Origin of the sequence: Bradyrhizobium sp. AS23.2 (genome assembly GCF_001908185.1) — a bacterium.
In the GTDB taxonomy this organism is placed as follows: Bacteria; Pseudomonadota; Alphaproteobacteria; order Rhizobiales; family Xanthobacteraceae; genus Bradyrhizobium.
The window spans coordinates 21,885-47,920 of sequence record NZ_LGHM01000028.1 but is presented as its reverse complement, the minus strand read 5'-3'; the positions used below and the strand labels follow the sequence as shown (position 1 = coordinate 47,920).

Sequence of the window (26,036 nt, the reverse complement as noted above, 5' to 3'; positions counted from 1 at the left end):
ATCAGCTCTCGTCGGCTGCCGGCAAGGTGAGGCGGAATGTCGCCCCGCCCGATGCGTTGCTCTCGGCCCACATGCGGCCGCCGTGAGCCTCGATGATCGAGCGACTGATGGACAGTCCCACGCCCATGCCGGATTCCTTGGTGGTGAAGAAGGTTTGAAACAGATTTGGAATGACGTCGTCCTGGAAGCCGGAGCCGGTGTCGGACACCTCCACCTCGATCATGTCGTCGCCAACGCGCGTGTTGGCGACGACGAGCTCGCGACGCGGCGACTGCGCCATTGCTTCCAGCGCGTTGCGGAACAGATTGACGAGCACCTGCTGGATCTGCACGCGGTCGGCGAGGACGAGATCGGCGTCCGGATCGAGGCTGAAGCGGAGCTGGACGTTCTGCTCGCGCGCGCCGGCAAGTCCGAGCGCGCCGGCCTCCTCGATCAGCTTGGACAGGCTCTCGACCCGCTTCTCGGACTCGCCGCGGGAGACGAAGTCGCGCAAGCGCCGGATGATCTGGCCGGCGCGCAAGGCCTGCTCCGCCGCGCGATCGAGCGCGCTTTCGATCTTCGGCGTGTTCGGATCGGCGCTGCCCGCCAGGAGCCGCCGCGATCCCTTCATGTAATTGCTGATCGCCGCCAGCGGTTGGTTGATTTCGTGGGCGAGCGCGGAGGCCATCTCGCCCATCGCGGTCAGGCGCGAGACGTGGACGAGCTCGGACTGCAGCTCCTGAAGCCGCGCCTGGGTCTGCTGGTGCTCGGTGAGGTCGCGGACGAAGCCGGTGAAATAGGGCTCGCCGCCCGACTGCATCTCGCCGATCGACAGGTGCATCGGAAAGGTGGTCCCGTCGCGGCGCTTGCCGGTCACGATGCGGCCGATGCCGATGATGTGCGGATCGTGCGTGGTGCGATAGCGCGCGATGTAGCTGTCGTGGCGGGTGCGGTCGGGCTCCGGCATCAGGATGCTGACGTTCTGGCCGATCGCCTCCTGCTCCGACCAGCCGAACAGGCGCTCCGCGGCCGTACTGAAGAGCTGCATGATGCCCTGGCCGTCGATGACGATCATGGCATCGGGAATGGTCTGGAGGATGGAGCGGAGATGGGTCTCGCGCGTGCGCAGCGCCTCCTCGACCTGCTTCTCCTCGTCGATATCGAGCAAGATGCCGCTGAGATGACGGGCGGCGCCGGACTCGTCGCGGATCAGGCCGGCGCGGGCCCTGATCCATTTGCCCGGGTCGGAGCTGCCGGAAATCCTGAAAGAGACGTCGAAGCCGCCGCCATGCTTCGCGACCTGCCCGATCGCGTCCTCGACGCGCTCGCGATCCTTGAGTTCCAGGCGTGACAGGAAGAGTTCATAGCTCGCCGGTCGGTCTCGCTCGATGCCGAGCAGCATCCTCGCGGTTTCCGACCACTCCAGCTCCCGGGTCGTAAGGTCGAGATCCCAGGTGCCGACCCCGAACCCCTCGATCCGGACCCGGAAGTGCTCGCCGCGACCATCGTCTTGCGGATGCGTTACGCGGGTCGGCGACAAACAGCAGCTCCAATCTTCTCGCGGCCGGCCGATTTGCCGCCACCGTGGCGGTAATTTCGCCCAAGGCTCCGCCGGAGGCAAGTTCGGATGTCTGATTCTATTGGTGGATTTCCCGCGGTAGCCCGCCCGGCGATTTGATCTACCTCATCCTGCCCCGTGTCGGCGAGGCTAGATTTGGCGCCAGTTCATTGCCCCGGAGAATCCCGATGTCATATGCGACCGTGATGGTCAGCCTGGCGCTCGATCAGCCCAACGATTCGCGCCTTCAGATCGCAGGCGGACTCGCCCAACGGTTCGAGGCGGCCATCGTCGGGGTCGCCGCGGCACAGTTCGCGCCCCCGCTTTATTTCACCGATGGCGCCGAGGCCCAGGGGCTGATCGATCAGGGCGAGGCTTCGGTCAAGCGGCGGCTTGGCGATCTGGAGACGCAATTCCGCGCCGCCACGAAGGCATTCGGCGGACGCGCGGAGTGGCGCAGCGCCATGGATTTTCCGGCGCGATTCGTGCTGGCGCAGGCGCGCTGCGCCGATATCGTTGTCAGCGGCGGGCACAGCCCGGCCTTCTCCGACGCTTTTGCGCTCGCAAGCCCCAAGGATCTGGTGATGCAGACGGGCCGCCCGCTTCTGGTCGTCCCCGACCGGGTCAACTGGCTCGATCTGCGCAGCGTGCTGGTGGCGTGGAAGGACACGCCGGAATCGCGGCGCGCGGTGGCGGACGCGCTGCCGATGCTGCGCAAGGCGAGGGAGGTCACTATCGTCGAGATCCCGGAGCGGGACGACGACCCTTCGGCCGTGATGGCAGGTGTCTCCGACGTTGCCGCCTGGCTCGCCCGCCACGGCGTGACCGCGACTGCGCGCGCCGCGAAGCCCGTGCGGAACGAAACCGCCGGCGCGCAATTGGACAAGATCGCAAGCGACGTCGGGGCCGGCCTGATCGTTGCGGGGGCCTATGGGCATTCGAGGTTTCGCGAGTTGATCCTCGGAGGCGTCACCCAGTATCTGGTCACTCAATCCGCCCGCTGCGTGCTGCTGTCGCACTGACTGCCACCGGCCAAAAAGCGAAGCGAGGAGGACGCGCCGTGTACAGATTTCTTGAGCAGACCGTCGACGGCTACATGACGCGCAACGTCAGGACGGTGAAGCCTGACCACGACGTGCTCGAGCTCAGCGAGATGTTCGAGCGCGACGACTTCAACAGCTATCCTGTCGAGGACGACGGGCAGGTCGTCGGCATCGTCACCAAATTCGACATCCTGAAGTGCTTCGCCTTCACGCCAAGCCAGATGTTGCCGCGCTATCACGACCTGATGGGCCGCAAGATCCGTGACGTCATGACGCCCGAGTTCATCTATGTCAGCCCCGACACGCGGCTGACGCGGGTGCTCCAGATCATGGTCGAGCACCGCATCAGGAGCATCATCGTGCTCGACGGTGCGCAGAAGCTGGTCGGAATCATCGCCCGCGAGGACGTCATCGCGGCGCTCAAGGCGACCGCGCGCGACTGACGGGATATCTCTGGCAGACGGGATTTCCACCTCCGTGATTTCACGGAGGTGGTGATCATTTGCGTAGTGCAATGGGCCACGCAAGTATTTGATTTTTTTGTCTCATGGCCGGCTTGCTCGGATTAACAGAAATCCATCTGTCTTGATTTCAATCAATTCCCCGCGAGGGTGAATGTGGTTTCTGGCCCCGTGTTCTTTCAGAGAGAATCCGCATGAGCCAGCCCTCCAACTCAAAATCCATGACCATCGGTGAAAGCGGCCTGGCTGTCGTGTTCGCAGTCACCGCCTTCCTCTGCGTAATCGCCGCGGCCAAGGCGCTCGACGGGCCCTTCGCCTTCCATGCCGGGCTCAGCGCGTTGGCGAGCCTGGCTGCGGTGTTCTGCATCGTCAACCGCTACTTCGATCGCCCGCCGGAGCTGGCGCCGGCGGAGATCAACGGACGCCCCAACTACAATATGGGCCCGATCAAGTTCTCCTCCTTCATGGCGATGTTCTGGGGCATTGCCGGATTCCTCGTTGGTCTCATCATCGCCTCGCAGCTGGCCTGGCCCGCGCTGAACCTCGATCTGCAATGGACCAGCTTCGGCCGCCTGCGTCCGCTGCACACCTCCGCGGTGATCTTCGCCTTCGGCGGCAACGTGCTGATCGCCTCGTCCTTCTATGTGGTGCAGAAGTCGTGCCGCGTGCGCCTTGCCGGCGATCTCGCGCCCTGGTTCGTCGTGATCGGCTACAACTTCTTCATCCTGGTCGCCGGCACCGGCTATCTGCTCGGCGTCACCCAGTCCAAGGAATATGCCGAGCCGGAATGGTACGCCGACCTGTGGCTGACCATCGTCTGGGTCGCTTACCTCCTCGTCTTCCTCGCCACCATCATCAAGCGCAAGGAACCGCATATCTTCGTCGCGAACTGGTTCTATCTCGCCTTTATCGTGACGATCGCGGTCCTGCATCTCGGCAACAACCCGGCGCTGCCCGTCTCTGTGTTCGGCTCGAAGTCCTACGTCGCCTGGGGCGGCATCCAGGACGCCATGTTCCAGTGGTGGTACGGCCATAACGCGGTCGGCTTCTTCCTGACCGCCGGCTTCCTTGCCATCATGTACTATTTCATCCCGAAGCGCGCCGAGCGGCCGATCTATTCCTACCGGCTGTCGATCATCCACTTCTGGGCGCTGATCTTCCTCTACATCTGGGCCGGCCCGCACCATCTGCACTACACGGCGCTGCCCGACTGGACGCAGACGCTAGGCATGACCTTCTCGATCATGCTGTGGATGCCCTCCTGGGGCGGCATGATCAACGGCCTGATGACGCTGTCGGGCGCCTGGGACAAGCTGCGCACTGACCCCGTGCTGCGCATGCTCGTCGTCTCCGTCGCCTTCTACGGCATGTCGACCTTCGAAGGCCCGATGATGTCGATCAAGGTGGTCAACTCGCTCAGCCACTACACCGACTGGACCATCGGCCACGTGCATTCCGGCGCGCTCGGCTGGGTCGGGTTCGTGTCCTTCGGCGCGCTCTACTGCATGGTGCCGTGGGCCTGGAATCGGAAGGGCCTCTACAGCCTCAAGCTCGTCAACTGGCACTTCTGGATCGCCACGCTCGGCATCGTTCTCTACATCTCGGCGATGTGGGTGTCCGGCATCCTCCAGGGCCTGATGTGGCGTGCCTACACCTCGCTCGGCTTCCTCGAATATTCCTTCATCGAGACCGTCGAGGCGATGCATCCCTTCTACATCATCCGTGCCGCCGGCGGCGCGCTGTTCCTGATCGGCTCGCTGATCATGGCCTACAATCTCTGGATGACCGTTCGCGTCGGCGAGGCGGAAGTCCAGATGCCCGTCGCTCTTCAGCCGGCGGAATGAGGAGCTCCACCATGTCGTTCTGGACACGCCACCAAGTCTTCGAAAAGAACTCGATCATCCTGATCGTCGGCATCCTGCTGGTGATCTCGATCGGCGGTCTCGTCGAGATCACGCCGCTGTTCTACCTCAAGAGCACGATCGAGGCAGTCGACGGCGTCAGGCCGTATACGCCGCTGGAGCTCGCAGGCCGCAATATCTACGTCCGCGAAGGCTGCTATCTCTGCCATTCGCAGATGATCCGTCCCTTGCGCGACGAGGTCGAGCGCTACGGCCACTTCTCGCTCGCCGCCGAGAGCATGTACGACCACCCGTTCCAGTGGGGCTCGAAGCGCACCGGACCCGACCTTGCCCGCGTTGGCGCCAAATATTCCGACGACTGGCACGTTACCCATCTGACCAACCCGCGCGCGATCGTGCCGCAGTCGGTCATGCCGGGCTATTCGTTCCTGGCCCACAATGAAGTCGATCCGGACACGATCGCCGACCACATGCGCACGCAGAGGGCTGTCGGCGTGCCCTACACCGACGACCAGATCGCGAACGCGGCCGCCGACCTGAAGGCTCAGGCCGATCCGGACAATGCCGGCACCGATGCCTTCAGCAAGCGCTACGCCAAGGCGGCGGTGCGCAATTTCGACGGCAAGACCGGCACGCCGACCGAGATGGACGCGCTGATCGCCTACCTGCAGATGCTCGGCACGCTGGTCGACTTCAAGATCTACAACGAGAAAGCCAATCTTCGCTGAGAAGGCATGAACGATGAAAGCCATCCTGACACTCGACAATCTCGCGTCTGGCCTCGTGACCACGATCTGGACGCCGGTGTTCGTCGCGATCTTTCTCGCGATCATCGCCTACGCATTTTGGCCTCGCAACAAGGCCGCTTTCGATGAAGCAGCACACCTGCCGTTGCGGGAGGAGTAAGAGATCATGACCGATCATCATAGCGACATCGATTCCGTCTCCGGCAAGTCCACGACCGGACATCAGTGGGACGGCATCAAGGAGCTCAACACGCCGCTGCCGCGCTGGTGGGTGATCAGCTTCTACCTCACCATCATCTGGTCGATCGGCTACTGGATCGTCTATCCGGCCTGGCCGCTGATCTCGAGCCATACGACCGGGCTGCTCGGCTACTCGACGCGCGCCAGCCTCGCGGTGGAGCTCGCCAATCTCGAGACGCTCCGCGGTGAGAAGATGGCGGCGTTGGCGGCGGCACCTCTCGCCGACATCGAGAAGGACCCGGCCCTGCTGGCGCTCGCCCGTGCCAAGGGCAGGACCGTGTTCGGCGACAATTGCGCGCCGTGCCACGGCAGCGGCGGTGCAGGCGCGAAGGGCTTCCCGAACCTGAACGACGACGACTGGCTGTGGGGCGGCACGCTCGAGCAGATCATGCAGACCATCCAGTTCGGCGCGCGCTCCGGCCACGCCAAGACGCATGAGGGCCAGATGCTCGCCTTCGGCAAGGACGGCGTCCTGAAGCCGGACGAGATCGTCACGGTGGCTAATTACGTGCGGTCGCTGTCGGGTCTTCCGACCCGCAACGGCTACGACGCGGCCAAGGGCGAGAAGATCTTCACCGAGAACTGCGTCGCCTGCCACGGCGACGGCGGCAAGGGCAACCAGGAGATGGGCGCGCCGAACCTGACCGACAAGATCTGGCTCTATGGCTCTGACGAGGCGACCCTGATCGAGACCATCAGCCAGGGCCGCGCGGGCGTGATGCCGGCCTGGGAAGGGCGGCTCGACCCGGCCACCATCAAGGCGATGGCGGTGTACGTCCACTCGCTGGGCGGTGGAAAATAGCCGACTGGATGCAAGCGGGGGCGAACAAAAGTGCCCCCGCTTGAGCTGGATCAACTGACGCGGCGGCGTCGGGTCTAAGGTTTAATCGCACCTTTTCGAGAAATTCCAAGCGATGAACAAGACCGTGAACCCGAACGAACTCACATCGGACGACGACTACGGGCCGCTCTACGCAGCCCACAAGAAGGTCTATCCCCAGAGCACCTCCGGCACCTTCCGCCGGATCAAATGGGGCCTGATGGCGTTCTGTCTCGGCGTCTACTACTTCCTGCCGTTCGTGCGCTGGAATCGTGGCCTCGGCGCCCCCAGCCAGGCGGTGCTGATCGATCTCCCCAACAGCCGCTTCTACTTCTTCTTCATCGAGCTGTGGCCGCAGGAGGTCTACTATTTCACCGGCCTGTTGATCGTGGCTGCCGTGGCGCTGTTCCTGATGAACTCCGTCGGCGGCCGCATCTGGTGCGGCTATCTCTGCCCGCAGACGGTGTGGACCGACCTGTTCTACGCCGTCGAGCGGTTCGTCGAGGGCGACCGCCGCGAGCGGATGAAGAAAGACAAGTCATCCGGTTTGACGCCGCGGCGCGTCTTCGAGATCGCGCTCAAGCACTCGATCTGGCTCATGATCGCGTGGTGGACCGGCGGCGCCTGGGTGCTCTATTTCAGTGACGCCCCGACGCTGGTGAAGGAGCTCCTGACCTTCCAGGCGCCGATGGTCGCCTATATCTGGATCGGCATCCTCACCGCGACGACCTATGTGCTCGCCGGCTACATGCGCGAGCAGGTCTGCACCTATATGTGCCCGTGGCCGCGCATCCAGGCGGCGCTCACCGACGAGTGGGCGCTCAACGTCACCTACCGTTACGATCGCGGCGAGAAGCGTACGTCAGTCAAGAAGGCGGCCGAGCTGCGCGCGCTCGGCGAGCATGTCGGCGACTGCGTCGATTGCTACCAATGCGTCGCGGTCTGCCCGACCGGCATCGACATCCGCAACGGGCCGCAGCTCGAATGTATCCAGTGCGGGCTCTGCATCGACGCCTGCGACAACGTCATGACGAAGATCGGCCGGCCGACCCGACTGATCGGCTATGACAACGACATCAACATCCAGCGCCGCCAGGAAGGCAAGGCGCCGATCTACCGGATCGTGCGGCCCCGCACCATTGTCTATAGCGCCATCATCGCGGCTGTCGGCGGCATCATGCTGTACACGCTGGCGATGCGCAGTCTGCTCGACGTCAACGTGCTGCACGACCGCAATCCGGTCGCGGTCAAGCTCAGCGACGGCTCGATCCGCAACGCCTACACGGTCCGGCTGTTGAACAAGAGCGGCTATGATCGCGTCATCGCGATCGACGCGGACGGCCCGGTCAACGCGACGATCCATGTCGTCGGCGTCGATTCGGTGACGCCGGACCGGCCGATGATCGTGATCCCGCGCGACGCGACCAGCGAGCTGCGCCTGCTCGTCACCGCGCCGGCGGAGAGCAATCCGGAGAAGTCGATCCCGGTCCGCTTCCACGTCACCGATATCGGGCTTGGCGAGGCCGCTTCCACGACCGACAATTTCGTCTCGCCGTAAGACCAGGAGACTGCCATGGCATCCAAGCCACTGACCGGAACCAAGGTCTTCCTGATGCTGGTCGCCTTCTTCGGCGTCGTCATCGGCGTCAACGTGACCATGATGAAGCTCGCGATCGCGACGTTGCCCGGCACCGACGTCGATAGCCCCTATGCCGCAGGTCTCACCTATGACCGTGAGATCTCGGCGGCGCACGACCAGGCCGCGCGCAAATGGCAGGTCAACGCCCATATCGAACGCCGCGCCGACGGAGGTGCCGCGCTTCAGGTCGAGGCGCGCGACGCGGCCGGCCGGCCGGTGACGGGCTTGAAGTTCGGCGGACGCCTCGAGCGGCCGACCGACAAGCGCGCCGATCTCCCGGTTGAGCTCACTGAAGCCGGCATCGGCGTCTATCGCGGCACCGCCGCGACCGTTGCGTCAGGCCAGTGGGATCTGGTGATCGAAGGCGAAGCGCGCGGGACGCGCGTCTTCCTGTCGCGCAACCGCGTGATCCTGAACTGAGGGATTTCGTCATGCAGGTCACGCGGGACTTTTCGCATTACGTCCGGACTGCGGGCGAGGGTGTCCAGCACATCGATCTCGCGGTCGAGGGCGTTCACTGCGCCGGCTGCATGGCCAAGATCGAACGCGGCCTGTCCGCCATTCCCGACGTCACGCTGGCGCGCGTGAACCTCACCGACCGCCGCGTTGCGCTGGAATGGAAGCAGGGCACGCTCGACCCGGCCCGCTTCATCGATCGGCTCGAGGAGCTCGGCTACAAGGCCTATCCATTCGAGACCGAGAGCGCGGAAGAGACCGAGGTCGCCGAATCGCGCTTCTTGCTGCGCTGCCTCGGCGTCGCCGCGTTCGCGACCATGAACGTGATGATGCTGTCGATCCCGGTGTGGTCGGGCAACGTCTCGGACATGCTGCCCGAGCAGCGCGACTTCTTCCACTGGCTGTCGGCGCTGATCGCGCTACCGGCGGCGGCCTATGCCGGCCAGCCGTTTTTCCGCTCGGCCTGGCGCGCGCTGTCGGCCAAGACCACCAACATGGACGTCCCGATCTCGATCGGTGTGATCCTCGCGCTCGGCATGTCCGTGGTCGAGACCATCCATCACGCCGAGCACGCCTATTTCGACGCCGCGATCATGCTGCTCACCTTCCTGCTGGTGGGCCGCTTCCTCGACCAGAACATGCGGCGGCGGACCCGCGCTGTCGCGGGCAATCTCGCGGCGCTGAAGGCGGAGACGGCGGCGAAGTTCATCGGGCCTGACGAGATCTCGCAGGTGCCGGTGGCGGCGATCCATCCCGGCGACATCGTGTTGCTGCGGCCCGGCGAGCGCTGCGCGGTCGACGGCACTGTGATCGAGGGACGCTCCGAGATCGACCAGAGCCTGATCACCGGTGAGACGCTCTATGTCACGGCCGAGCACGGCACGCCGGTCTATGCCGGATCGATGAGCATCTCGGGCACGCTGCGGGTGCGGGTCTCGGCGGCGTCGGAGGCGACGCTGCTCGCGGAGATCACGCGGCTGCTCGACAACGCGTTGCAGGCGCGCTCGCGCTACATGCGGCTCGCCGACCGCGCCTCGCGGCTGTACGCGCCTGTCGTGCATGCGACCGCGCTGCTCACCATCATCGGCTGGGTCATCGCCGGCGCGGGCTGGCACGATGCGATGGTCACCGGCGTTGCCGTGCTGATCATCACCTGTCCCTGCGCGCTCGGCCTTGCGATCCCGACCGTGCAGACGGTGGCCTCGGGCGCGATGTTCAAGTCCGGCGTTCTGCTCAATTCCGGCGATGCGATCGAGCGGCTGGCCGAAGCGGACCACGTCATCTTCGACAAGACCGGCACGCTGACGCTGCCCGATCTCGAAGTGATGAACGCGGCCGACATTCCCGCCGATATCTTCGAGCTCGCCGGCCGGCTCGCGCTGTCGAGCCATCATCCGGTGGCCGCGGCGGTCGCGCAGGCCGCCGGCGCCAGATCGCCGATCGTCGGCGCAGTCGAGGAGGCCGGGCAGGGCGTGCGCGCGACGGTCGATGGCGTTGAGATCCGTCTTGGCCGTGCGTCCTTCTGCGGCGCCGAGGCGCTGGTCGCCGACACGACCGGTTTCGATCCCGAGGCCTCCATCGTGGCCTTCAGCAAGGGTGGCGACAAATTCATTCTCTCGGTGCGGCAGGGCCTGCGCCCGGATGCCCAGGCCGTGATCGCGGCGCTGAAGGCGCGCAACATCGGCATGGAGATCCTCTCCGGCGATCGCGAGCCCGCGGTGATAGCCGCGGCCCATGCGCTGGGCATCGCCGAATGGCGCGCCGGTGTCACGCCGGCCGACAAGATCGCGCGGATCGAGGAGTTGAAGCGGCGCGGCGCAAAAGTGCTGATGGTCGGCGACGGCATGAACGATGCGCCATCGCTGGCGGCGGCTCATGTCTCGATGTCGCCGATCTCGGCCGCCCACCTCAGCCAGGCCACCGCCGATCTCGTCTTCCTCGGCCGGCCGCTGGCGCCGGTCGTGGCCGCCATCGACTCCGCGCGCAAGGCGCTGCACCTGATGCGGCAAAATCTTTGGCTTGCGATCGGCTATAACGTCCTCGCCGTGCCGGTCGCGATCAGCGGCGTCGTGACGCCCCTGATTGCTGCGGCTGCCATGAGCGGGTCCTCGATCCTGGTCATGCTGAATTCGCTGCGCGCACGCAGCGCCTCGCGGGAGATCGTGTGATGGAGATCCTGGTCATCCTGGTACCGCTGGCGCTCATGCTCGGTCTTGCCGGCCTCGTGGCCTTCCTCTGGTCGCTCCGAAGCGGCCAGTACGACGATCTCGACGGCGCCGCCTGGCGTGCCATCGCTGACGACGATCCGCCACAGGAGGCCCCGGCCAAGCGTTAACGCTCCGCCGGTTCCGCGGTCACCCCCTTCCGGACGACGGTTGCTGGACGGCTGACGGTCGCCGGGCGTAACAATGTTGGAGGATTTTGCGAAGAAGAGACAGGCAAGCTCTCTGGAGCAGGAGTGCGACGAGCATGCAGGGAAATGCCGGGGGGGTGCAGGTCCAAGGACCTGCCTGGACAAATCGTGTTGGTGCTGCAAGGCGGCGGCGCGCTCGGCTCGTATCAAGCGGGCGTCTACCAGGCCCTGCACGAGGCGGGCATCGAGCCGGACTGGGTCATCGGGACCTCGATCGGGGCCATCAATGCGAGTCTGATCGCTGGCAACGCAGCGGAGAACCGGCTCGCGCGCCTGAAGGAGTTCTGGAAGCGGATGGAGCAAAATCCGGTCTGGACTCTGCGCACCGGTGTTCTCGGCTTCGACGACAAGCTGGCCTATTGGTCGATCGTCACCAACGGCATTGCCGGCTTCTTCCGGCCCAATCTGCTGGCGCATGCCGGCGATTCCTATCCGCTCGGCGCCGATCGGACCGGCTACTATTCGACTGCGCCGCTGGAGGACACGCTGTGCGAGCTCGTCGATTTCGGCCTTGCCAATCGCTGCTCGCCGCGTCTCACGGTCGGTGCGGCACATGTCGGCTCCAGCCAGATGCGCTATTTCGACAGCCGCGACGGTGAGCTGACGGTGAAGCACGTCATGGCCTCGGGCGCGCTGCCGCCGGCCTTCCCGGCGGTGCGTATCGATGGCGAGCTCTATTGGGACGGCGGCATACTGTCGAACTCGCCGACGGAAGCCGTGTTCGACGACAATCCGCGCAAGGATTCGCTGATCTTCTCCGTGCATCTGTGGAATCCCGTCGGCGCGGAGCCGACGACGATGGGGGAGGTCCTGACCCGGCACAAGGACGTGCAGTATTCCAGCCGGATCGCGAGCCAGATCGAGCGCCAGCAGCAGGCCCATCGGCTGCGCCACGTCATCAACCAGCTTGCGGCACGGTTGCCCGAGAGCGAGCGCGATGATCCCGCGGTGAGGGACTTGATCAGCTATGGCTGTTCGACGCGCATGCACGTGGTGCGGTTGCTGGCACCGCGGCTCGATCGCGAGACCTATACCAAAGACATCGACTTCAGCCCGTCGGGCATCATGCAGCGCTGGGCCGCCGGCTACGCGCATACCCGGTCGGTGCTGGCGCGCGCGCCGTGGATCGGTGAATTCGATCCGCTATCGGGCGTGGTGCTGCACGAGCATCTGGACGAGATGCCGATGGCCGCGGAATAGCGCCACAAGCCGTCGTTCATTTCATCGAATTGCCACAGGCCTTGCGGATCGTAGGCGTCTGCAGTCGAAAGGCCCTGCAAGTGGTGTCCGAGAACGATCTTGAAACTATCCTCGACAGGGTCCGGGCAAACGCGGCGGGACCGGTCGCCGGCGTGTTCGGTCCGTCCTCGGTAACCTGGCAGATCGACCGGGAAGCTGTCATCTTTCTCGGCGCCGGCCGCGCGTTGTTGCTTCAACTTGCGCATCCTTGGGTCGCTGCCGCCATCGCCGAGCACTCGCGGACCCTTGCCGATCCGATCGGCCGCTTCCATCGCACCTTCGACATCGTCTTTGCCATGGTGTTCGGCTCGCTCGACCGGGCGCTGCTGTCGTCCCGGCAGCTGCACCGGCGCCACGGCATGATATCAGGCCGGATGCCCGAGACCGTGGGTCCCTTCGCGGCGGGCTCGCGCTATTGTGCCAACGACATCGCGGCGCTGCGCTGGGTTCACGCGACGCTGTCCGACACCGCGCTCATGGCGCATGATCTGGTCCTGCCGCCGCTCTCGGCGGAGGAGCGCGAGCGCTATTGGACCGAGAGCCGAATGTTCGGCGCCTTGTTTGGATTGACGGCGGACGACCTGCCGGCGGACTGGGCCGGCTTTGCGGCCTACGCCACGGCGATGGCGCAGTCGGACACGTTGACTGTCAGCGCGGCGGCACGCGAGGTCGCCGCGCAGATTTTTGATGGCGCGCGTCCGTGGTTGCGGCCACCCCGATGGTACCGCGCGCTTACCGCCAGCCTGCTGCCCGAGCGCTTGCGCTCGGGCTTCGGTTTTGAGCTCGACGAGCGCGACACCAAGTCTGCCGACAAGGCGCTGAAATGGATAAGGCGCGTCTATCCAAAATTGCCACACAGGCTGCGCTACGTCGGTCCCTACCAGGAAGCGCAGGCGCGGCTGCGGGGCGAGCTGCAACCCGATTGGATGACCCGCTGCCTCAACAGGGCCTGGATCGGACGGCCGCAGATGGACGTGCGGGGGAGGGAGTGAGGTCCAAGACCTCTGACTCTTGTCCCGGACAAGCTGCAACGCGCATAGCGCGTCGAAGACGCGCGTGAACGCGCTGACGGCGTTGCGGCGCAGAGCCGGGACCCAGAGGCCACGGACTCCCCTGCGACATGGGCCCCGGCTCAGCAGCGCACCGTCGAAGAGACGCTGCGCTGCGTCCGGGGCACGAGAGGAGAGTGAGGCGCACTCTCTCTCCGCATCGTCATTGCGAGCGCAGCGAAGCCATCCAGAATCTTTCCGCGGAGGCAGTCTGGATTGCTTCGCTGCGCTCGCAATGACGGAGAAGTCCGCGACGCCTCACACCGCCGCGAGCTTGCGGTACAGCGCGCTATAGCTGCCGGCCGAGATGCTCCAGGAGAACGATCGTCCCATGGCGCTGCGGCGCATGGAGTCGAGCCGGTCCTGCGCCATGAAGGTCGAGAACGCCCGCCGGACGCCGCCGAGGAAGGATTCGTGCGAGGGCTTTGAGAACAGGAAGCCGGTTTCGCCGTCCGTGATGGTCTCCGCGAGCCCGCCGGTCTGGTGGCCGATCGGCAGCGAGCCGAAGCGCTGGGCGTACATCTGGCTGAGGCCGCACGGCTCGAAGCGCGACGGCATCAGGGTGAAGTCGCTGCCGGCGAAGATGCGCCTCGCCTGGGCGTCATTGAAGCCGATCGCGACCCCGATGGCGTCGGGGCGGCGGCGATGCGCATCGATCAGTGCCTGCTCGAGCGCGGGCTCGCCGGAGCCGGTAACCACGATCTGTCCGCCGGACTCGATGATCTCGTCGGCCGCCGACAGCACGAGGTCGATGCCCTTCTGGTGCACGAGGCGGGCGACGATGCCGAACATCGGGCCTCGCGATACCGCAAGTCCGAACTGCTTGCGCACGTAATCCGCATTGGCCTTCTTGCCGACCCAGTCACCGGCGCCGAATTGCTGGGCGAGCTTCGCGCAGGAGCGCGGGTCCCAGCTCTCGTCGATGCCATTGAGGATGCCGGTGAGTTCGGACGCGTCGGAGCGCAGGCGCAACAAGCCTTCCAGGCCGCAGCCGAATTCGGACGTGGTGATCTCCCGCGCATAGGTGCCGCTGACGGTGGTGAGGTGCGAGGCGTAGACCAGCCCGGCCTTGAGGAAGGAGAGCTGGTCGTAGAACTCGACGCCGTCGATATGGAAGGAGCTCTCCGGTACGCCGATCCGCCGCAACGAGGCCTTCGGGAAGAGGCCCTGATAGGCGAGGTTGTGGATGGTCAGGATCGACGGCAGCCTGGCGCCGCGCCAGGCGAGGTAAGCCGGCACGAGCGAGGCCTGCCAGTCATTGGCATGGACCAGGTCCGCTGCCCAATTCTTGTCCAGCTTGCCCGCGGCAAGCTCAGCGGCTGCCGAGGCAAAGCGCGCGAAGCGGATGTCGTTGTCGGGCCAGTCGCGCCCGGACTCGTCGCCATAGGGGTTGCCGGGCCGGTCGTAGAGTTGTGAACACAACAGCACATAGACCGGCAGGCCGTCCTTGGTCGCGGCCCGTCCGAGCGAGCAGGCCGGCATCTCCGCCAACGCCGGGCAACGGCCAACGATCTGAATATGCGTGAGTTGTTCGATGATGTCGCGATAGCCGGGCAGCATGACCCGGATATCGGCGAGAGGGCGAAGGGCTCTGGGAAGGGCAGCTGAAACGGCGCCGAGCCCGCCAACGCGGACGTAATCGTCCATCTCGGTTGTGACGAACAAGACCCTCAAGAACGATTGCCCTCTTCCGATCCCGCTTGCTGCTATGCAAAAACGGGTCCAGTTGCCCCTGGAATTCTCAAGCCCCTCCGCGAGTCGGGTCCGTTCGGTAAAGACTTTCCTACTCAGCCGCCGCCATCTAGGGTCGGCGCACCAAGAAGAGGGAACATCGACAGTTCCCGAGGGACCCGAGGACACGGCAAGGACGCAGCAAGCATGCAGCTAGCAGATAAGCATGAGGGGACGACGACAAAGGCCTTCGCGGGCCTGCGGGTGCTGGATTTCTCGACCACTATTGCCGGTCCCCACTGTGCGCGGATGCTCGCCGACATGGGCGCCGAGGTCATCAAGATCGAGACCGACGGCGGCGAGACGATGCGGACCCGGCCGCCACTGCGCAAGGGATGCAGCACCGTTTTCGGCCAGCTCAATGTCGGCAAGAAGAGCGTCGTGCTCGACCTCAAGTCCGAGGACGGCAAGGAGGCGGTGCGCCGGCTGGCCGCGACCGCCGACATCCTGGTCGAGAACTTCCGCCCTGGCGTGATGCACCGCCTGCGGCTCGACTACGACAGCCTGCGTCCGCTCAACCCGAAGCTGATCTATTGCTCGATCTCGGGCTACGGCCAGAGCGGCCCCTCGGCCGAGCTGCCAGCTTATGCACCCGTGATCCACGCGGCCTCCGGCTATGACATGGCGCATCTCGCCTACCAGCCCGGCCGCAACCGCCCCGATTATTGCGGCATCTACCACGCCGACGTCGTCAGCGGCACCTACGGCTTCGGCGCGATTGCATCTGCGCTCTATCAGCGCACCGTGACCGGCCTTGGCCAGCACATCGACGTCTCGATGCTGGAATCGATGCTGACATTGACGGTGATCGAATTGCAGAGCTCGCAATTTGCGGTGAAGCCGCCGCCGCGCCCGATGTTCGGGCCGACCGAGACGGCCAACGGCTACGTCATGATCACGGTCGCCAGCGAGAAGACGTTTCAAGGATTGATGGGCGTGATCGGTCGCCCCGAATGGATCTCCGATGCGCGCTTCTCAGCCTACGCCGCGCGGCGCGACAACTGGGCTGACATGATGGACGGGGTCGAAGCCTGGTCACGGCAGCTCACGACCGATGCATGTCTCGTCGCGCTCGGCGCCGCCGGTGTGCCGGCCTCGGCCTATCGCACCGTGTCCGAGGCGCTGGCCGATCCGCAACTCGCGCATCGCCAGGCGCTCTCGTCTGTGGAGGACGAAGGCGGTTCCTTCCAGGTCCTCAACTTGCCGTTCCGCCTGTCGGGCGCCGACACTACGCCCGGCAAGACGATGGCCGTGCTCGGCGAGCACACGGATGCGCTGCGCGACGAGATCGGCCTAGGCAATGCCGCGGCCATTCCGTCAGGCAAAACGGCCGCGACGAGCTGAGCAGATTCCGCCGCTCGCATGCGGCATTTGATCTCTCGTGTGTTCCTCTTGCCGTGGCGAGCATTTGTCGCCAATCTCGCCCGAGTCATTCATCGATCCGAAACATCGGACGAGGGAAGAGGTGCTCGGCGCGGTCGGGCTCGATCCTGAGATGGTGTCCGGCCGCTTGCCGCACGAGTTCTCCGGCGGCCAGTGCCAGCGCATCTGCATCGCGCGGTCGCTCGTCCTCAATCCCGAATTCATCGTCTGCGACGAGCCGGTCTCGGCGCTCGACGTCTCCATCCGCGCGCAAATCCTCAACCTGCTGGAGGAGATGAAGGCGCGTTTCGGCCTGACGCTGCTGTTCATCGCGCATGATCTTGCGGTGGTGAAAGCGGTCAGCGACCGCGTCGCCGTGATGTATCTGGGACGGCTCTGCGAGGTCGGGCCATCGGAGCAATTGTTCGCGAAACCCGCGCATCCCTATACCGGGCTGCTGTTGCAGGCGATCCCGGTGCCCGATCCGGATGTGCGTCCCGCCGAGAGTGTGGCGACCGGCGAGCCGCCATCGCCGATTGCGCCGCCGTCAGGGTGCCGTTTTCGTACCCGCTGCCCGCGGGCGGACCAGCGATGCAGCGCGGAGATACCGGAGTTGCGCGAGGTCGCGCCGGGCCAGTTCGTGGCTTGCCACCATCCACTGGCCTAAACTAAGACAGCTCCGGGTTTGTCTCGTCTCGCCGGCCATGGCATGGTGGCGCGACAGAGAGAAGTATGCGGGAGGACGCCATGAAGAGTTTCAAGGTCGCCGATTTCAAGGCGCCGCTGAAGGAGTTCGACGAGGCCACGCCCCAGCCGTCGGGCACGCAGGTGCTGATCAAGGTGAAGGCAGCCGGCGTCTGCCACAGCGACCTCCACATCTGGGAAGGCGGCTACGATCTCGGCCACGGCCGCAAGCCGCTATCGCTAAAGGATCGCGGCATCAATCTGCCGCTGACCATGGGCCACGAGACTGTCGGCGAGATCCTTGCGTTCGGCTCCGACGTGAAACCGACCGACCAGGGCGATCTCAAGCTCGGTGACGTCGGCCTCGTCTATCCCTGGATCGGCTGCGGCAAATGCGCCACCTGCCTTGGCGGTGACGAGAACATGTGCCTGACGCCGCGCTCGCTGGGCGTCTATTGCGATGGTGGCTATTCGGACCACATGCTGGTGCCGCATCCGCGCTACCTGCTCAACCTCAGGGGCCTCGATCCCGCGACGACCGCGCCCTACGCCTGCTCGGGTGTCACCACCTACAGCGCGCTGAAGAAGGTCGAGCAGCATTTCGACACGCCGATCGTGATGTTCGGCGCCGGCGGCCTCGGCCTGATGGCGTTGTCGCTGCTCAAGGCAATGGGTGGCAAGGGCGCGATCATGGTCGACATCGACGCCAAGAAGCGCGAAGCCGCGGAGAAGGCCGGCGCGCTCGCGACCGTCGATCCCAAGGCGCCGGATGCGCTTGAGCAGCTCGCCAAGAAAGCGGGCGGACCGATCCGCGCCGTGATCGATCTCGTCGGCAACGCCGCGACGACGCAGCTTGGATTCGACTGCCTGACCAAGGGCGGCAAGCTCGTCATCGTCGGCCTGTTCGGCGGCGGCGCGACCTGGGCCCTGCCGCTGATCCCGATCAAGGCGGTGACGATCCAGGGCAGCTATGTCGGAAACCTGCGCGAGACGCAGGAGTTGCTCGATCTCGTCCGCGCCAAGAACGTTCCGCCGATCCCGGTGACGCGTCAGCCGCTCGCCAAGGCCAACGACGCGCTCGTGCAATTGCAGCAGGGCACGGTGGTCGGGCGGACGGTGTTGATGCCGTAACGTCTGCTGTTTGTTTCTTGTCATGCCCGGGCTTGACCCGGGCATCCACGTCTCGATGCCCTTTCCGTGGCCGGACGTGGATGGCCGGGACAAGCCCGGCCATGACGGTGGAGAGAGTAGGAAACCCGCCGTGTCCGCAAATAACGCCTTCCACATTGCCGTGCTCGCCGGTGACGGCATCGGTCCAGAGGTCATGGCGCCTGCGCTCGAGGTGTTGCGCAAGATCGAACAGAAATCCGGCTTGAGCTTCCGCTTCACCGAGGCGCCCGCCGGTGCCAACAATTATCTCGCCACCGGCAAGTCGATGCCGGATTCGACGATCAAATTGTGCGAGGAGGCCGACGCCATCCTGCTGGGCGCCTGCGGCCTGCCGTCGGTGCGTTATCCCGACAACACCGAAATCATGCCGCAGGTCGAGCTGCGCTTTCACTTCGATCTCTATGCCGGCGTGCGGCCGGCGCGCCTCATCCCGGGCGTGCCCAGCCCGATCGTCGGCGCCGACGCGCGCGGCATCGACCTTGTCGTGATCCGCGAGTCGACCGAAGGCCTGTTCGCCTCGATGGGCAAGGGCATCGTCACCCATGAGGATGCGCGCGAGACGCTGGTCATCACGCGCAAGACCTCCGAGCGGCTGTTCGAATTCTCCTTCCGGCTCGCCGAACGGCGCAAGTCGCGGGGCAAGCCGGGTGCGCTCACCTGTGTTGACAAGGCGAACGTGTTCAAGGCTTTCGCCTTCTTCCGCGAGATGTTCGACGAGGCGGCCAAGCGCCACCCCGGCGTGAAGGCCGATCGCCTGTATGTCGATGCCTGCTCGGCGATGCTGGTCAAGCGTCCCTGGGATTTCGACGTCATGGTGATGGAGAACATGTTCGGCGACATTCTCTCCGATCTTACCGCCGGCCTGATCGGCGGTATGGGCATGGCGCCGTCGGCCGACATCGGCGACCGCTACGCCGTGTTCCAGCCCTGCCACGGCACCGCGCCCGACATCATGGGGCAGGGCAAGGCGAATCCCACCGGCATGATCCTGTCCGCCGCGATGATGCTGGACTGGCTGGCCGACAAACACGGTGTCGAGAGCGCGGCCGAGGCCGGCGAGACGATCGAGCGCGCGGTGGATCAGGTCTATGCCGGCGGCATCAAGCCGATGGAATTCGGCGGCAGCAATGGCACGGCCGACATCGCGAAAGCGGTGCTTGCGGCGCTTTAGTCAAACGCTCAACAGAAAAAGGGGCCGCGCGGCCCCTTCGTCCTTCACCAGCGACGCCAGTGGCGATGGCCCCAGCCCCACGGGCGCGGGCCGCCATAGAAGTGACGCGGGCCGCCGTAATAGCCATAGGCGCCGTAGAAGTTTGGACGCCACCAGCAACGGCCCCACGCATTACAGACCATGCGGACCTGATCGATGTTTGCGGCCGGGCCGCTTGCGACGCGATCGGCCTGCGGAATGCCATTCGGCATCGCCGCGAGCGCCTGGCTAGAAGCGAGCGCCGCGCCGCCCAAGGCAGCCAGACCAAGAGCAGCGAACTTGAGTTTCATCGCAATCTCCCTCTTTGATAGCGGGAGAACCTGCGGCAGATCAATTTGGTTGCTATCGCGGTGCAGGCGACTGAGGAATTTAATCTTCCTGAATGCCTGTTCACGCAGCGAACGATCTCTCTACATCGTCATTTGCGAGCCAACGGGTCCGCGCAAAGCGCGGCCCCGTTGGCTCGCAAATGACGGATACTTACCGTCCGCTAAACTGCGGCGCGCGCTTCTCCATGAAGGCCTGCCGGCCCTCGCGGAAATCCGCACTGTCCATGCAGGCGTGGCCGATCGCCTTGATCGCCTCCATGTCGCGCTTGCTCTCGTCCTTCAGCACCTGCGCGATGGTGATCTTGGCGGCCTTGATCGCGAGCGGGGCATTCTGCGAGATCGTCTCGGCAATCGCCATGGTCTCGCCCCAGAGCTGATCGTCCGGGATCACGCGCTCGACGAGGCCGATGCGCAGCGCCTCGGCGGAATCGATGCGCATGCCCGTGTACATCAGAAGCCGCGCCCAGGACGGTCCGACCAACGACACCAGATGCCGCAAGCCGTCATAGCCATAGGCGATGCCGAGTTTCGCCGCGGGGATTCCAAACGCACTGCCATGCGAGGCGATGCGGATATCGGTGAGCATCGCGACCTGCATGCCGCCGCCGAGACAAAAGCCCTGGATGCAGGCGATGGTCGGCTTTGGGTAGTCGGCAAGCAGCGCGCGCTGGGCGGCGCTGCGCCTTGCATATTCCTCGGAAGCGGCTGCATTGTGCCTGACCTTCTCGAACTGGCTGATGTCGGCGCCCGAGACGAACGCCTTGCCGCCGGCGCCGCGCAGGATCACGACGCGCACCTTCTCGTCGTCGCGCAAGCTCGTCAGCGCCTCGCCAAATCCCTCCCACATCTCCAGCGACATCGCGTTGCGCTTGTCGGGATTGTTGAAGGTGATCACGCCGACGCCGTCGGCGGTGTGCTTGAGGATATTGCCCTCGGCGTAGGCAGTTTCGGTGGTGCTGGAAATGTCGGGCATCGCGCGCTCGCTTGTCGTTGGCGAGCGCGCAATGTGCCGCCGGGGCGAGGCCCGGGTCAACCGCGGCGAGGGACGCGGCTTTGCATCCGCCTGTGCCGCGATTGCATGGCGCCGCCCAGAGCGTTTTCGAGCGAAGTGGATACCGGTTCGCGTAAAAGAAAACGCGTCAAAACAAGAATCTGGAGCCGCGTTCCGATTCCATCGGAACGGGCTCTAGCGCGTCATGTGCGCGGTGAGGGGATGGTTGGCGGCATTGCCGAAGAAGGCCGCTTCTTCGGCGGTCGCCTCCAGCAACTGCTCGTCCTGGTTATAGACGTCGTTGCGGAACTGGACGGTCTGGTCCCTGGTCATCCACGCTGTGAGATAGATCCAAGCCACCGGCACCTTCTTCGCCATGGCGACTTCGAGATGCTGGCCGGTGGCGATTTCCGCGTCGATCGCGGCGCGGCTCCACTTTGGCTGATCCTTCAACAGCCACGCCGCGAGATCGCGCACGTTGTCGACGCGCGAGCAGCCGTGGGAATCGAAGCGGTAGTCGTCGCTGAACAGATTGCGCTGGTTGGTGTCGTGCATGTAGACCGAGTAGGAGTTCGGCATGTCGATCTTCACCGCGCCGAGCGCGTTGAAGGTGCCGTTCTGCTGGCGCACGGTGAAGTTCGGCGTGTGCATGCCCGACCAGTCGACCGAATGCGGATCGATCGGATTGTCGTGGGCGTCTAGCACCTCCATGTGCATGCGCGACAGGTAGGTCGGATCCTTGCGCATATGCGCGGAGATCTCGGTCTTGGCGATCGAGGACGGCACCGTCCAGGTCGGATTTAGCACGACGCTGGTGATCTGGGCCGTCAGCGTCGGGGAGGGCTTTTCGGTCTTGCCGACGATGACGCGATAGCGCCGCACCACCACGTCGTTCTCGACCGCTTCGGCAAAGGCGGCGGGAATGTTGACCACAACATAGCGCTGGCCGAAGCCGAAATTCATGTTCTCGAGTCGCTCCAGCGAAGCCTCCAGTTGCCGGATACGCTTCTGCACCGGCACGTTCATCGCGGCGAGCGTGCGCGGCGTCATCATTCCGGTCGGCGCCAGCCCGTGGCGGGCCTGGAAGCGCTTCACCGCGTCCGCGAGATCCTGGTCGAAGGCGCCGCTCGCCTTGTCGGCGGCGAGATCGCCGGAAACGATCAGCCGTTTGCGCAGCAGATCGTCATTGGCGCCCTGGACGCCGAGCGCAAATCTGGCATCCGCCGGGATCGTCGGCCAGCCGCCGCGCACCGCAAGGTCCGAATAGCTGAGCGCGGCGTCCTTGATGCGCTGGGCCGAGCCCTCGTCAAAGGTCGGCTCGTGCGTCATCGCGAGCGCCGCGGCCGAGCGGCTCTCCGCCGTCGAAGCGGGCGAGGACGCGGCAGCCTTCGGCGCAGCCGAGTGGGCCGGATTGGCGGCAGCCGGCACTGTCCCGGCAGCGGTCGCCGGCTTCGGGCCGGCCTGGCCTGTGGTCTCGCTCTGCGCGAGCGCGGAGGCGCTGGCGAACAGGCCAATGGCAACGATCATCGCGTGACGCTTCGACATGTGACCCATTTTCCCATGAGGACAAGGCCCGGACGGGCACCCGCATTGGCAATTCCCGGCCGCCGTGCCGGATGCGCCGATCGATAAAATCGCCGGGAATTTAACGCATCAGGGTTGAGGTCCCATTAAGCACGGCGAATCAAAAACTCCGCGCGTCCGGCGCGGAGGCTTTCGATTGGGTCGCGACAGGGCCGGGATGGGTTCGCGAAAATCGCGGGCAAATGGCCAAAAAAAAGGGGCGGCCAAGCCACCCCGACAACCGAAGGACACGCGCGGAAAGCGCGCGGGCCCAGATCTGATCCAGTAGCTCTCGTTCAACCCGGCCGCGCCCCCGTGACGCGGTGGATTGAACATTGGCCGCAAGGGCCAGGGCGCCGATCGGCTCAGCCTTCGTTCGCTGCGATCGATTCCATCAGCGAGACGAGCTGACGCTGCACCGTCTGATCCTTGATCTTGCTGTAGGCGCGCAGCAGGCGGAGGCTGAAGGCCGAGTCGAGGAAGAGCAGGCTCTCGACTTCGCGCGCCTTGTTGTCTCCGTCATAGAAGAAGGTCACCGGCACATCGAGGGCGGAGGCGATCTGCTGAAGCCGAGCCGCGCCGACGCGATTGACGCCCTTCTCGTATTTCTGGACCTGCTGGAAGCTGACGCCGAGCTTCTCGCCCAGCTCGGCCTGCGAGATCTTCATCTCGACACGCCGCAAACGGATTCGTTTGCCAAGCTCAATGTCGGGCTTGCCGGCACTGCGCTGCTTCATTCTCTTCGCCGCTGCTTTCATACTTCTCACCGTTGTTCTTCGGTTGAAAATCCCCCGAAGAGCTGGGTCAGGGGTTCGCCCATATACGAGTCCTTGAATTCATGCGGATGCACGAACTCTTCCTTAAACCACGGGAAGCGGGCCGGATTGAAAGCGTCGATGAGCCAGTCAATCATGTGCCGCACGCGTGGAATCCGGCCGCTACCCGGGTGGTAGGACAACCAGATATCCAGCGGTCGGTTCAACTCGACCTCCAGTGGAATCAGCTTCCCGCCAAGCGCAATCGCGTAGCTCGGGAATACGCCTATCCCGGCGCCGTTCGCGACAGCCCAGTAGTTGGCGCTCGAGACGTTGGTCTTCATGACCAGAAGGTCACGTTCCGGAACGCCCGGGAAAAAGCTCTCAAAGGTTTCCTTGGCGGCGAGCTGGTCGGCGAATTGCAGCACGAGGCGGTGCTTGATCAATTCGGCCGCCGACTGCGGCGCGCCATGTTTCTCGACATACTGCTTCGAGGCCCAGAACATCAGATGCATGCGGCCGAGCCGCACCAGCTTGACGTCGAGCGCCGAGGGCCGCGACAGGTGGATGGCGACGTCGGCCTCGTGGCGGGAGACGTCAGCCGAGCGCATCGCGCAGTGCAGGTCGACCAGGATCTTGGGATAGGCCTGCTGGAATTCGACCAGGCGCGGGGCGAGCCAGAACGTTCCGAGTCCCTCGGTCACGGCGACGCGGACCTCGCCCGACAGCGCATTGGCCGTGGAATCGCTGGCGCGCAGGACGTCGAAGGCGGCGGCCTCCATCTGCTCGACGGCGGAGACCACCAGCGCGCCCTCGTCGGTCAGATGCGTGCCGTGGACGTCACGGGTGAACAGGGTGGTGCCGGTCTGGCGCTCGAAATCATCGATCCGGCGGCGGACAGCGTTGATCGACAGGGACAGGCGCTCGGCCGCCGAGCGGAAACTGCCGCAGCGGACGACTTCCAAAAAGATACGGGCCGCATCCCAATCGGAGAGGCCGCTGATATTTGTCTTTGGGCGTTCCTCCAGTGGAACGCCTCTTTCCGCCAAGGAGTGCATACAAGTCCCTTCGGGGCGCTAAACTGGCAGAATCTGGCGCAAACCACAACCACGGCGGGTTGGGGATCGGCGAGTTTTGAACGCCATCCTTGCTGTCTCGTGGGTGGTATCTAAATGCCGCCAAGGTTGGGAATCGGGCGGACCATCGCCTGGATGAGGGGTGTCGCGTGAGTTCCGTTGCGAGCCGTAAAATGGCTGCGGGATTGTCGGCGCTGTCCGCAGTCGACGTCCTTGCGCTTGAGCCGGCGCCGTCTTTTGGAGCGGATCAATCTCAGCGCGCCACGCGTTCTAACCCCGTCCGTTTCGAAAAGAGCCGATGTCGTGTCGTCGCCGGAACCCTGGTTTCAACGCAGAAACACGCTGAAATGATGTTCAGAGGCGCAATGGCCTCGTGCTATCCTGAGCCCTCCATGGGGGCCGAGGGGATCACCACAAACACGTCTCACAGGCCGAATTAACGGAAAGAACGCCGGTGTCGCATTCAGACGAACAGTTGCAGTCGGTGCTTGAGACGCTCGAGGGGTGCCGCAAGGTCCTCAACGAGATCAACAACCGTGAGTCGGCCGAACTGCTGTCCATCGTCATCCTCGACGTGCGGATGAAGCTCAAAGGGATAGACGATGCCGATCTCAAGGCACTGTGCGACGAAATGCTGCGGCGCGCCGTGAGCGAACCGCAGTCCCCCTCCAAGCAGACGCAGGACCAGCCCCGGCGTCCGCTGCTCCGCGTGGTGAAGTAGCCGCGCCGCCGAGCCTCGCTTTTTGGCGAGATTTGTGCGCGTCCCGATGCCGCATCTGTGATCGCAGACGGCATCGGGAGGAGCCTTGGTTTTGTGCGCCTCTGTTGCGCATTCTCATGCATCGGCTACACCAGAGCCGGTTCGGCTCCGGGCCGCGCGCAATCCCCGCGCGCTTACCGGCGCCCGAGATGGCTCCGACTGCATCATGCAAAATGTTTCGATCCCGGCGGCGCTGATTGCCGGCCTCGTCAGCTTCCTCTCCCCCTGCGTTCTCCCCCTGGTTCCGCCCTATCTGATCTATCTGACGGGTGCGACGATCGAGCATGTAGAGAGCGAGGAGCCGGCCTCGGCCTCCAAGCGCGCGATCATGATGTCGGCGCTGCTGTTCGTGCTTGGCTTCTCCACGGTGTTCGTGGCGCTCGGCGCGAGCGCCTCGCTAGTCGGCGGGCTGATCCGCGCGTGGTCGGCCGAGCTCTCGATCCTCGCCGGCGTCGTCATCATCATCATGGGCTTGCACTTCCTGGGACTGACCCGGATCGGCCTTTTGATGCGCGAAGGACGGCTGCCGATTCCCAAGCCCGTCGGCCTCTGGGGCGCCTATGTGATGGGGCTCGCCTTCGCCTTCGGCTGGACCCCCTGCATCGGCCCGATCCTCGCCGCGATCCTCTCGATCGCCGCGGCCGAAGCGACGGTGACCAAGGGCGCGGGCCTGCTCGCGGTCTACTCCGCGGGCCTCGGCATTCCCTTCCTGATCGCAGCCCTGATGATCGAGCAGTTCTCAAAACTGTTCGCGCGCATGAAGGGCCACCTCGTCAATGTCGAGCGCGCCATGGGCGTCTTGATGGTGGTCACCGGCATCGGCTTTCTCACCGGCGCGGTCTCGAATGTGAGCATCTGGCTGCTGGAGACGTTCCCGGCGCTGCAGACGATCGGGTAGTT

Annotated in this window: 24 protein-coding genes and 1 pseudogene; 18 read left to right on the top strand and 7 right to left on the bottom strand. The window is 64.9% G+C overall.

Translation table 11 applies throughout. The features are described from left to right. Position 1: 1 nt before the first annotated feature. Positions 2-1,519: a sensor protein FixL gene (gene fixL, locus AC630_RS05975; RefSeq protein WP_074117594.1), complete on the bottom strand. Its 1,518-nt coding sequence runs from the start codon at positions 1,517-1,519 to the stop codon at positions 2-4. Between the two features lie 206 nt (positions 1,520-1,725). On the opposite strand from fixL, the gene AC630_RS05970 reads away from it, so the two are divergent. The 12 genes from AC630_RS05970 (at position 1,726) to AC630_RS05915 (ending at position 13,448) form a co-directional block, all read left to right on the top strand. After that, on the top strand, positions 1,726-2,559 hold the full coding sequence (locus AC630_RS05970; protein ID WP_074117593.1) for a universal stress protein: 834 nt from the start codon (positions 1,726-1,728) through the stop codon (positions 2,557-2,559). A 38-nt stretch (positions 2,560-2,597) separates the two neighbouring features. Beyond that, entirely contained in the window at positions 2,598-3,023 is a 426-nt protein-coding gene (locus AC630_RS05965) for a CBS domain-containing protein (protein ID WP_074117592.1), read from the top strand. 212 nt (positions 3,024-3,235) lie between these two features. Beyond that, the gene (gene ccoN / locus AC630_RS05960; RefSeq protein ID WP_074117591.1) at positions 3,236-4,885 is read left to right on the top strand and encodes a cytochrome-c oxidase, cbb3-type subunit I; all 1,650 of its coding nucleotides are present in this window, start codon (positions 3,236-3,238) and stop codon (positions 4,883-4,885) included. 11 nt (positions 4,886-4,896) lie between these two features. Then, complete coding sequence (gene ccoO, locus AC630_RS05955) at positions 4,897-5,631, top strand: cytochrome-c oxidase, cbb3-type subunit II (protein ID WP_074117590.1); 735 nt, start codon at positions 4,897-4,899, stop codon at positions 5,629-5,631. A gap of 13 nt (positions 5,632-5,644) precedes the next feature. Further along, complete coding sequence (locus AC630_RS05950; RefSeq protein WP_015687703.1) at positions 5,645-5,809, top strand: CcoQ/FixQ family Cbb3-type cytochrome c oxidase assembly chaperone; 165 nt, start codon at positions 5,645-5,647, stop codon at positions 5,807-5,809. Between the two features lie 6 nt (positions 5,810-5,815). Beyond that, positions 5,816-6,691: a cytochrome-c oxidase, cbb3-type subunit III gene (gene ccoP / locus AC630_RS05945; RefSeq protein ID WP_074117589.1), complete on the top strand. Its 876-nt coding sequence runs from the start codon at positions 5,816-5,818 to the stop codon at positions 6,689-6,691. A gap of 112 nt (positions 6,692-6,803) precedes the next feature. Then, positions 6,804-8,267, top strand: a complete 1,464-nt coding sequence (gene ccoG / locus AC630_RS05940; RefSeq protein WP_074117588.1) for a cytochrome c oxidase accessory protein CcoG — start codon at positions 6,804-6,806, stop codon at positions 8,265-8,267. Between the two features lie 15 nt (positions 8,268-8,282). Next, positions 8,283-8,768, top strand: coding sequence for a FixH family protein (locus AC630_RS05935; protein WP_074117587.1), 486 nt, complete (start codon positions 8,283-8,285; stop codon positions 8,766-8,768). A gap of 11 nt (positions 8,769-8,779) precedes the next feature. Continuing rightward, complete coding sequence (locus AC630_RS05930) at positions 8,780-10,972, top strand: cation-translocating P-type ATPase (protein ID WP_074117586.1); 2,193 nt, start codon at positions 8,780-8,782, stop codon at positions 10,970-10,972. Further along, on the top strand, positions 10,972-11,139 hold the full coding sequence (gene ccoS / locus AC630_RS05925; RefSeq protein ID WP_074117585.1) for a cbb3-type cytochrome oxidase assembly protein CcoS: 168 nt from the start codon (positions 10,972-10,974) through the stop codon (positions 11,137-11,139). The genes AC630_RS05930 and ccoS overlap by 1 nt, the downstream gene beginning before the upstream one ends. 144 nt (positions 11,140-11,283) lie before the next feature. Next, positions 11,284-12,417, top strand: coding sequence for a DUF3734 domain-containing protein (locus tag AC630_RS05920; RefSeq protein ID WP_074117584.1), 1,134 nt, complete (start codon positions 11,284-11,286; stop codon positions 12,415-12,417). 80 nt (positions 12,418-12,497) lie between these two features. Then, complete coding sequence (locus tag AC630_RS05915) at positions 12,498-13,448, top strand: oxygenase MpaB family protein (RefSeq protein WP_074117583.1); 951 nt, start codon at positions 12,498-12,500, stop codon at positions 13,446-13,448. A gap of 315 nt (positions 13,449-13,763) precedes the next feature. Here the strand turns inward: AC630_RS05915 and glgA are convergent, their stop codons facing one another. Further along, positions 13,764-15,179, bottom strand: coding sequence for a glycogen synthase GlgA (glgA, locus tag AC630_RS05910; RefSeq protein WP_074117582.1), 1,416 nt, complete (start codon positions 15,177-15,179; stop codon positions 13,764-13,766). A gap of 204 nt (positions 15,180-15,383) precedes the next feature. On the opposite strand from glgA, the gene AC630_RS05905 reads away from it, so the two are divergent. The 4 genes and pseudogenes from AC630_RS05905 to AC630_RS05890 all read left to right on the top strand — a co-directional run bounded on the left by AC630_RS05905 (position 15,384) and on the right by AC630_RS05890 (position 19,623). After that, positions 15,384-16,580: a CaiB/BaiF CoA transferase family protein gene (locus AC630_RS05905; protein WP_074117581.1), complete on the top strand. Its 1,197-nt coding sequence runs from the start codon at positions 15,384-15,386 to the stop codon at positions 16,578-16,580. Between the two features lie 115 nt (positions 16,581-16,695). Continuing rightward, positions 16,696-17,265 (top strand): annotated as a pseudogene (locus tag AC630_RS05900) (oligopeptide/dipeptide ABC transporter ATP-binding protein); the annotation flags it as partial. A gap of 80 nt (positions 17,266-17,345) precedes the next feature. Continuing rightward, entirely contained in the window at positions 17,346-18,413 is a 1,068-nt protein-coding gene (locus AC630_RS05895) for an alcohol dehydrogenase (protein WP_074117580.1), read from the top strand. A gap of 130 nt (positions 18,414-18,543) precedes the next feature. After that, complete coding sequence (locus AC630_RS05890; RefSeq protein ID WP_074117614.1) at positions 18,544-19,623, top strand: isocitrate/isopropylmalate dehydrogenase family protein; 1,080 nt, start codon at positions 18,544-18,546, stop codon at positions 19,621-19,623. 44 nt (positions 19,624-19,667) lie between these two features. Here AC630_RS05890 and AC630_RS05885 read toward each other — a convergent pair whose 3' ends face one another. The 5 genes from AC630_RS05885 to AC630_RS05865 form a co-directional block, all read right to left on the bottom strand. Next, entirely contained in the window at positions 19,668-19,952 is a 285-nt protein-coding gene (locus AC630_RS05885) for a hypothetical protein (protein WP_074117579.1), read from the bottom strand. A 190-nt stretch (positions 19,953-20,142) separates the two neighbouring features. Next, positions 20,143-20,964: an enoyl-CoA hydratase gene (locus tag AC630_RS05880; protein WP_074117578.1), complete on the bottom strand. Its 822-nt coding sequence runs from the start codon at positions 20,962-20,964 to the stop codon at positions 20,143-20,145. 213 nt (positions 20,965-21,177) lie between these two features. Further along, complete coding sequence (locus AC630_RS05875; RefSeq protein ID WP_074117613.1) at positions 21,178-22,527, bottom strand: L,D-transpeptidase family protein; 1,350 nt, start codon at positions 22,525-22,527, stop codon at positions 21,178-21,180. A 383-nt stretch (positions 22,528-22,910) separates the two neighbouring features. Further along, entirely contained in the window at positions 22,911-23,282 is a 372-nt protein-coding gene (locus AC630_RS05870; protein WP_027558475.1) for a helix-turn-helix domain-containing protein, read from the bottom strand. A gap of 26 nt (positions 23,283-23,308) precedes the next feature. Then, positions 23,309-24,358: a LysR family transcriptional regulator gene (locus AC630_RS05865; RefSeq protein WP_074117577.1), complete on the bottom strand. Its 1,050-nt coding sequence runs from the start codon at positions 24,356-24,358 to the stop codon at positions 23,309-23,311. Positions 24,359-24,830: 472 nt separating this feature from the next. Here AC630_RS05865 and AC630_RS05860 point away from each other — a divergent pair, with 472 nt between their 5' ends. After that, positions 24,831-25,097 (top strand): hypothetical protein, encoded by a 267-nt coding sequence (locus tag AC630_RS05860; RefSeq protein ID WP_074117576.1) that lies wholly within the window; start codon positions 24,831-24,833, stop codon positions 25,095-25,097. A 205-nt stretch (positions 25,098-25,302) separates the two neighbouring features. Next, complete coding sequence (locus AC630_RS05855) at positions 25,303-26,034, top strand: cytochrome c biogenesis CcdA family protein (RefSeq protein ID WP_074117575.1); 732 nt, start codon at positions 25,303-25,305, stop codon at positions 26,032-26,034. Positions 26,035-26,036: the final 2 nt, after the last annotated feature.

Excerpts from the sequence above, each read along its gene's own strand:
- AC630_RS05865 (WP_074117577.1), bottom strand. The coding sequence starts at position 24,358 with ATGCACTCCTTGGCGGAAAGAGGCGTTCCACTGGAGGAACGCCCAAAG.
- ccoG (WP_074117588.1), top strand. The coding sequence starts at position 6,804 with ATGAACAAGACCGTGAACCCGAACGAACTCACATCGGACGACGACTAC.
- AC630_RS05885 (WP_074117579.1), bottom strand. The coding sequence starts at position 19,952 with ATGAAACTCAAGTTCGCTGCTCTTGGTCTGGCTGCCTTGGGCGGCGCG.
- AC630_RS05950 (WP_015687703.1), top strand. The coding sequence starts at position 5,645 with ATGAAAGCCATCCTGACACTCGACAATCTCGCGTCTGGCCTCGTGACC.
- AC630_RS05930 (WP_074117586.1), top strand. The coding sequence starts at position 8,780 with ATGCAGGTCACGCGGGACTTTTCGCATTACGTCCGGACTGCGGGCGAG.
- AC630_RS05935 (WP_074117587.1), top strand. The coding sequence starts at position 8,283 with ATGGCATCCAAGCCACTGACCGGAACCAAGGTCTTCCTGATGCTGGTC.
- AC630_RS05855 (WP_074117575.1), top strand. The coding sequence starts at position 25,303 with ATGCAAAATGTTTCGATCCCGGCGGCGCTGATTGCCGGCCTCGTCAGC.
- AC630_RS05970 (WP_074117593.1), top strand. The coding sequence starts at position 1,726 with ATGTCATATGCGACCGTGATGGTCAGCCTGGCGCTCGATCAGCCCAAC.
- ccoP (WP_074117589.1), top strand. The coding sequence starts at position 5,816 with ATGACCGATCATCATAGCGACATCGATTCCGTCTCCGGCAAGTCCACG.
- AC630_RS05870 (WP_027558475.1), bottom strand. The coding sequence starts at position 23,282 with ATGAAGCAGCGCAGTGCCGGCAAGCCCGACATTGAGCTTGGCAAACGA.
- AC630_RS05920 (WP_074117584.1), top strand. The coding sequence starts at position 11,284 with ATGCCGGGGGGGTGCAGGTCCAAGGACCTGCCTGGACAAATCGTGTTG.
- AC630_RS05875 (WP_074117613.1), bottom strand. The coding sequence starts at position 22,527 with ATGTCGAAGCGTCACGCGATGATCGTTGCCATTGGCCTGTTCGCCAGC.
- AC630_RS05895 (WP_074117580.1), top strand. The coding sequence starts at position 17,346 with ATGAAGAGTTTCAAGGTCGCCGATTTCAAGGCGCCGCTGAAGGAGTTC.
- ccoS (WP_074117585.1), top strand. The coding sequence starts at position 10,972 with ATGGAGATCCTGGTCATCCTGGTACCGCTGGCGCTCATGCTCGGTCTT.
- AC630_RS05905 (WP_074117581.1), top strand. The coding sequence starts at position 15,384 with ATGCAGCTAGCAGATAAGCATGAGGGGACGACGACAAAGGCCTTCGCG.
- AC630_RS05880 (WP_074117578.1), bottom strand. The coding sequence starts at position 20,964 with ATGCCCGACATTTCCAGCACCACCGAAACTGCCTACGCCGAGGGCAAT.
- ccoN (WP_074117591.1), top strand. The coding sequence starts at position 3,236 with ATGAGCCAGCCCTCCAACTCAAAATCCATGACCATCGGTGAAAGCGGC.
- ccoO (WP_074117590.1), top strand. The coding sequence starts at position 4,897 with ATGTCGTTCTGGACACGCCACCAAGTCTTCGAAAAGAACTCGATCATC.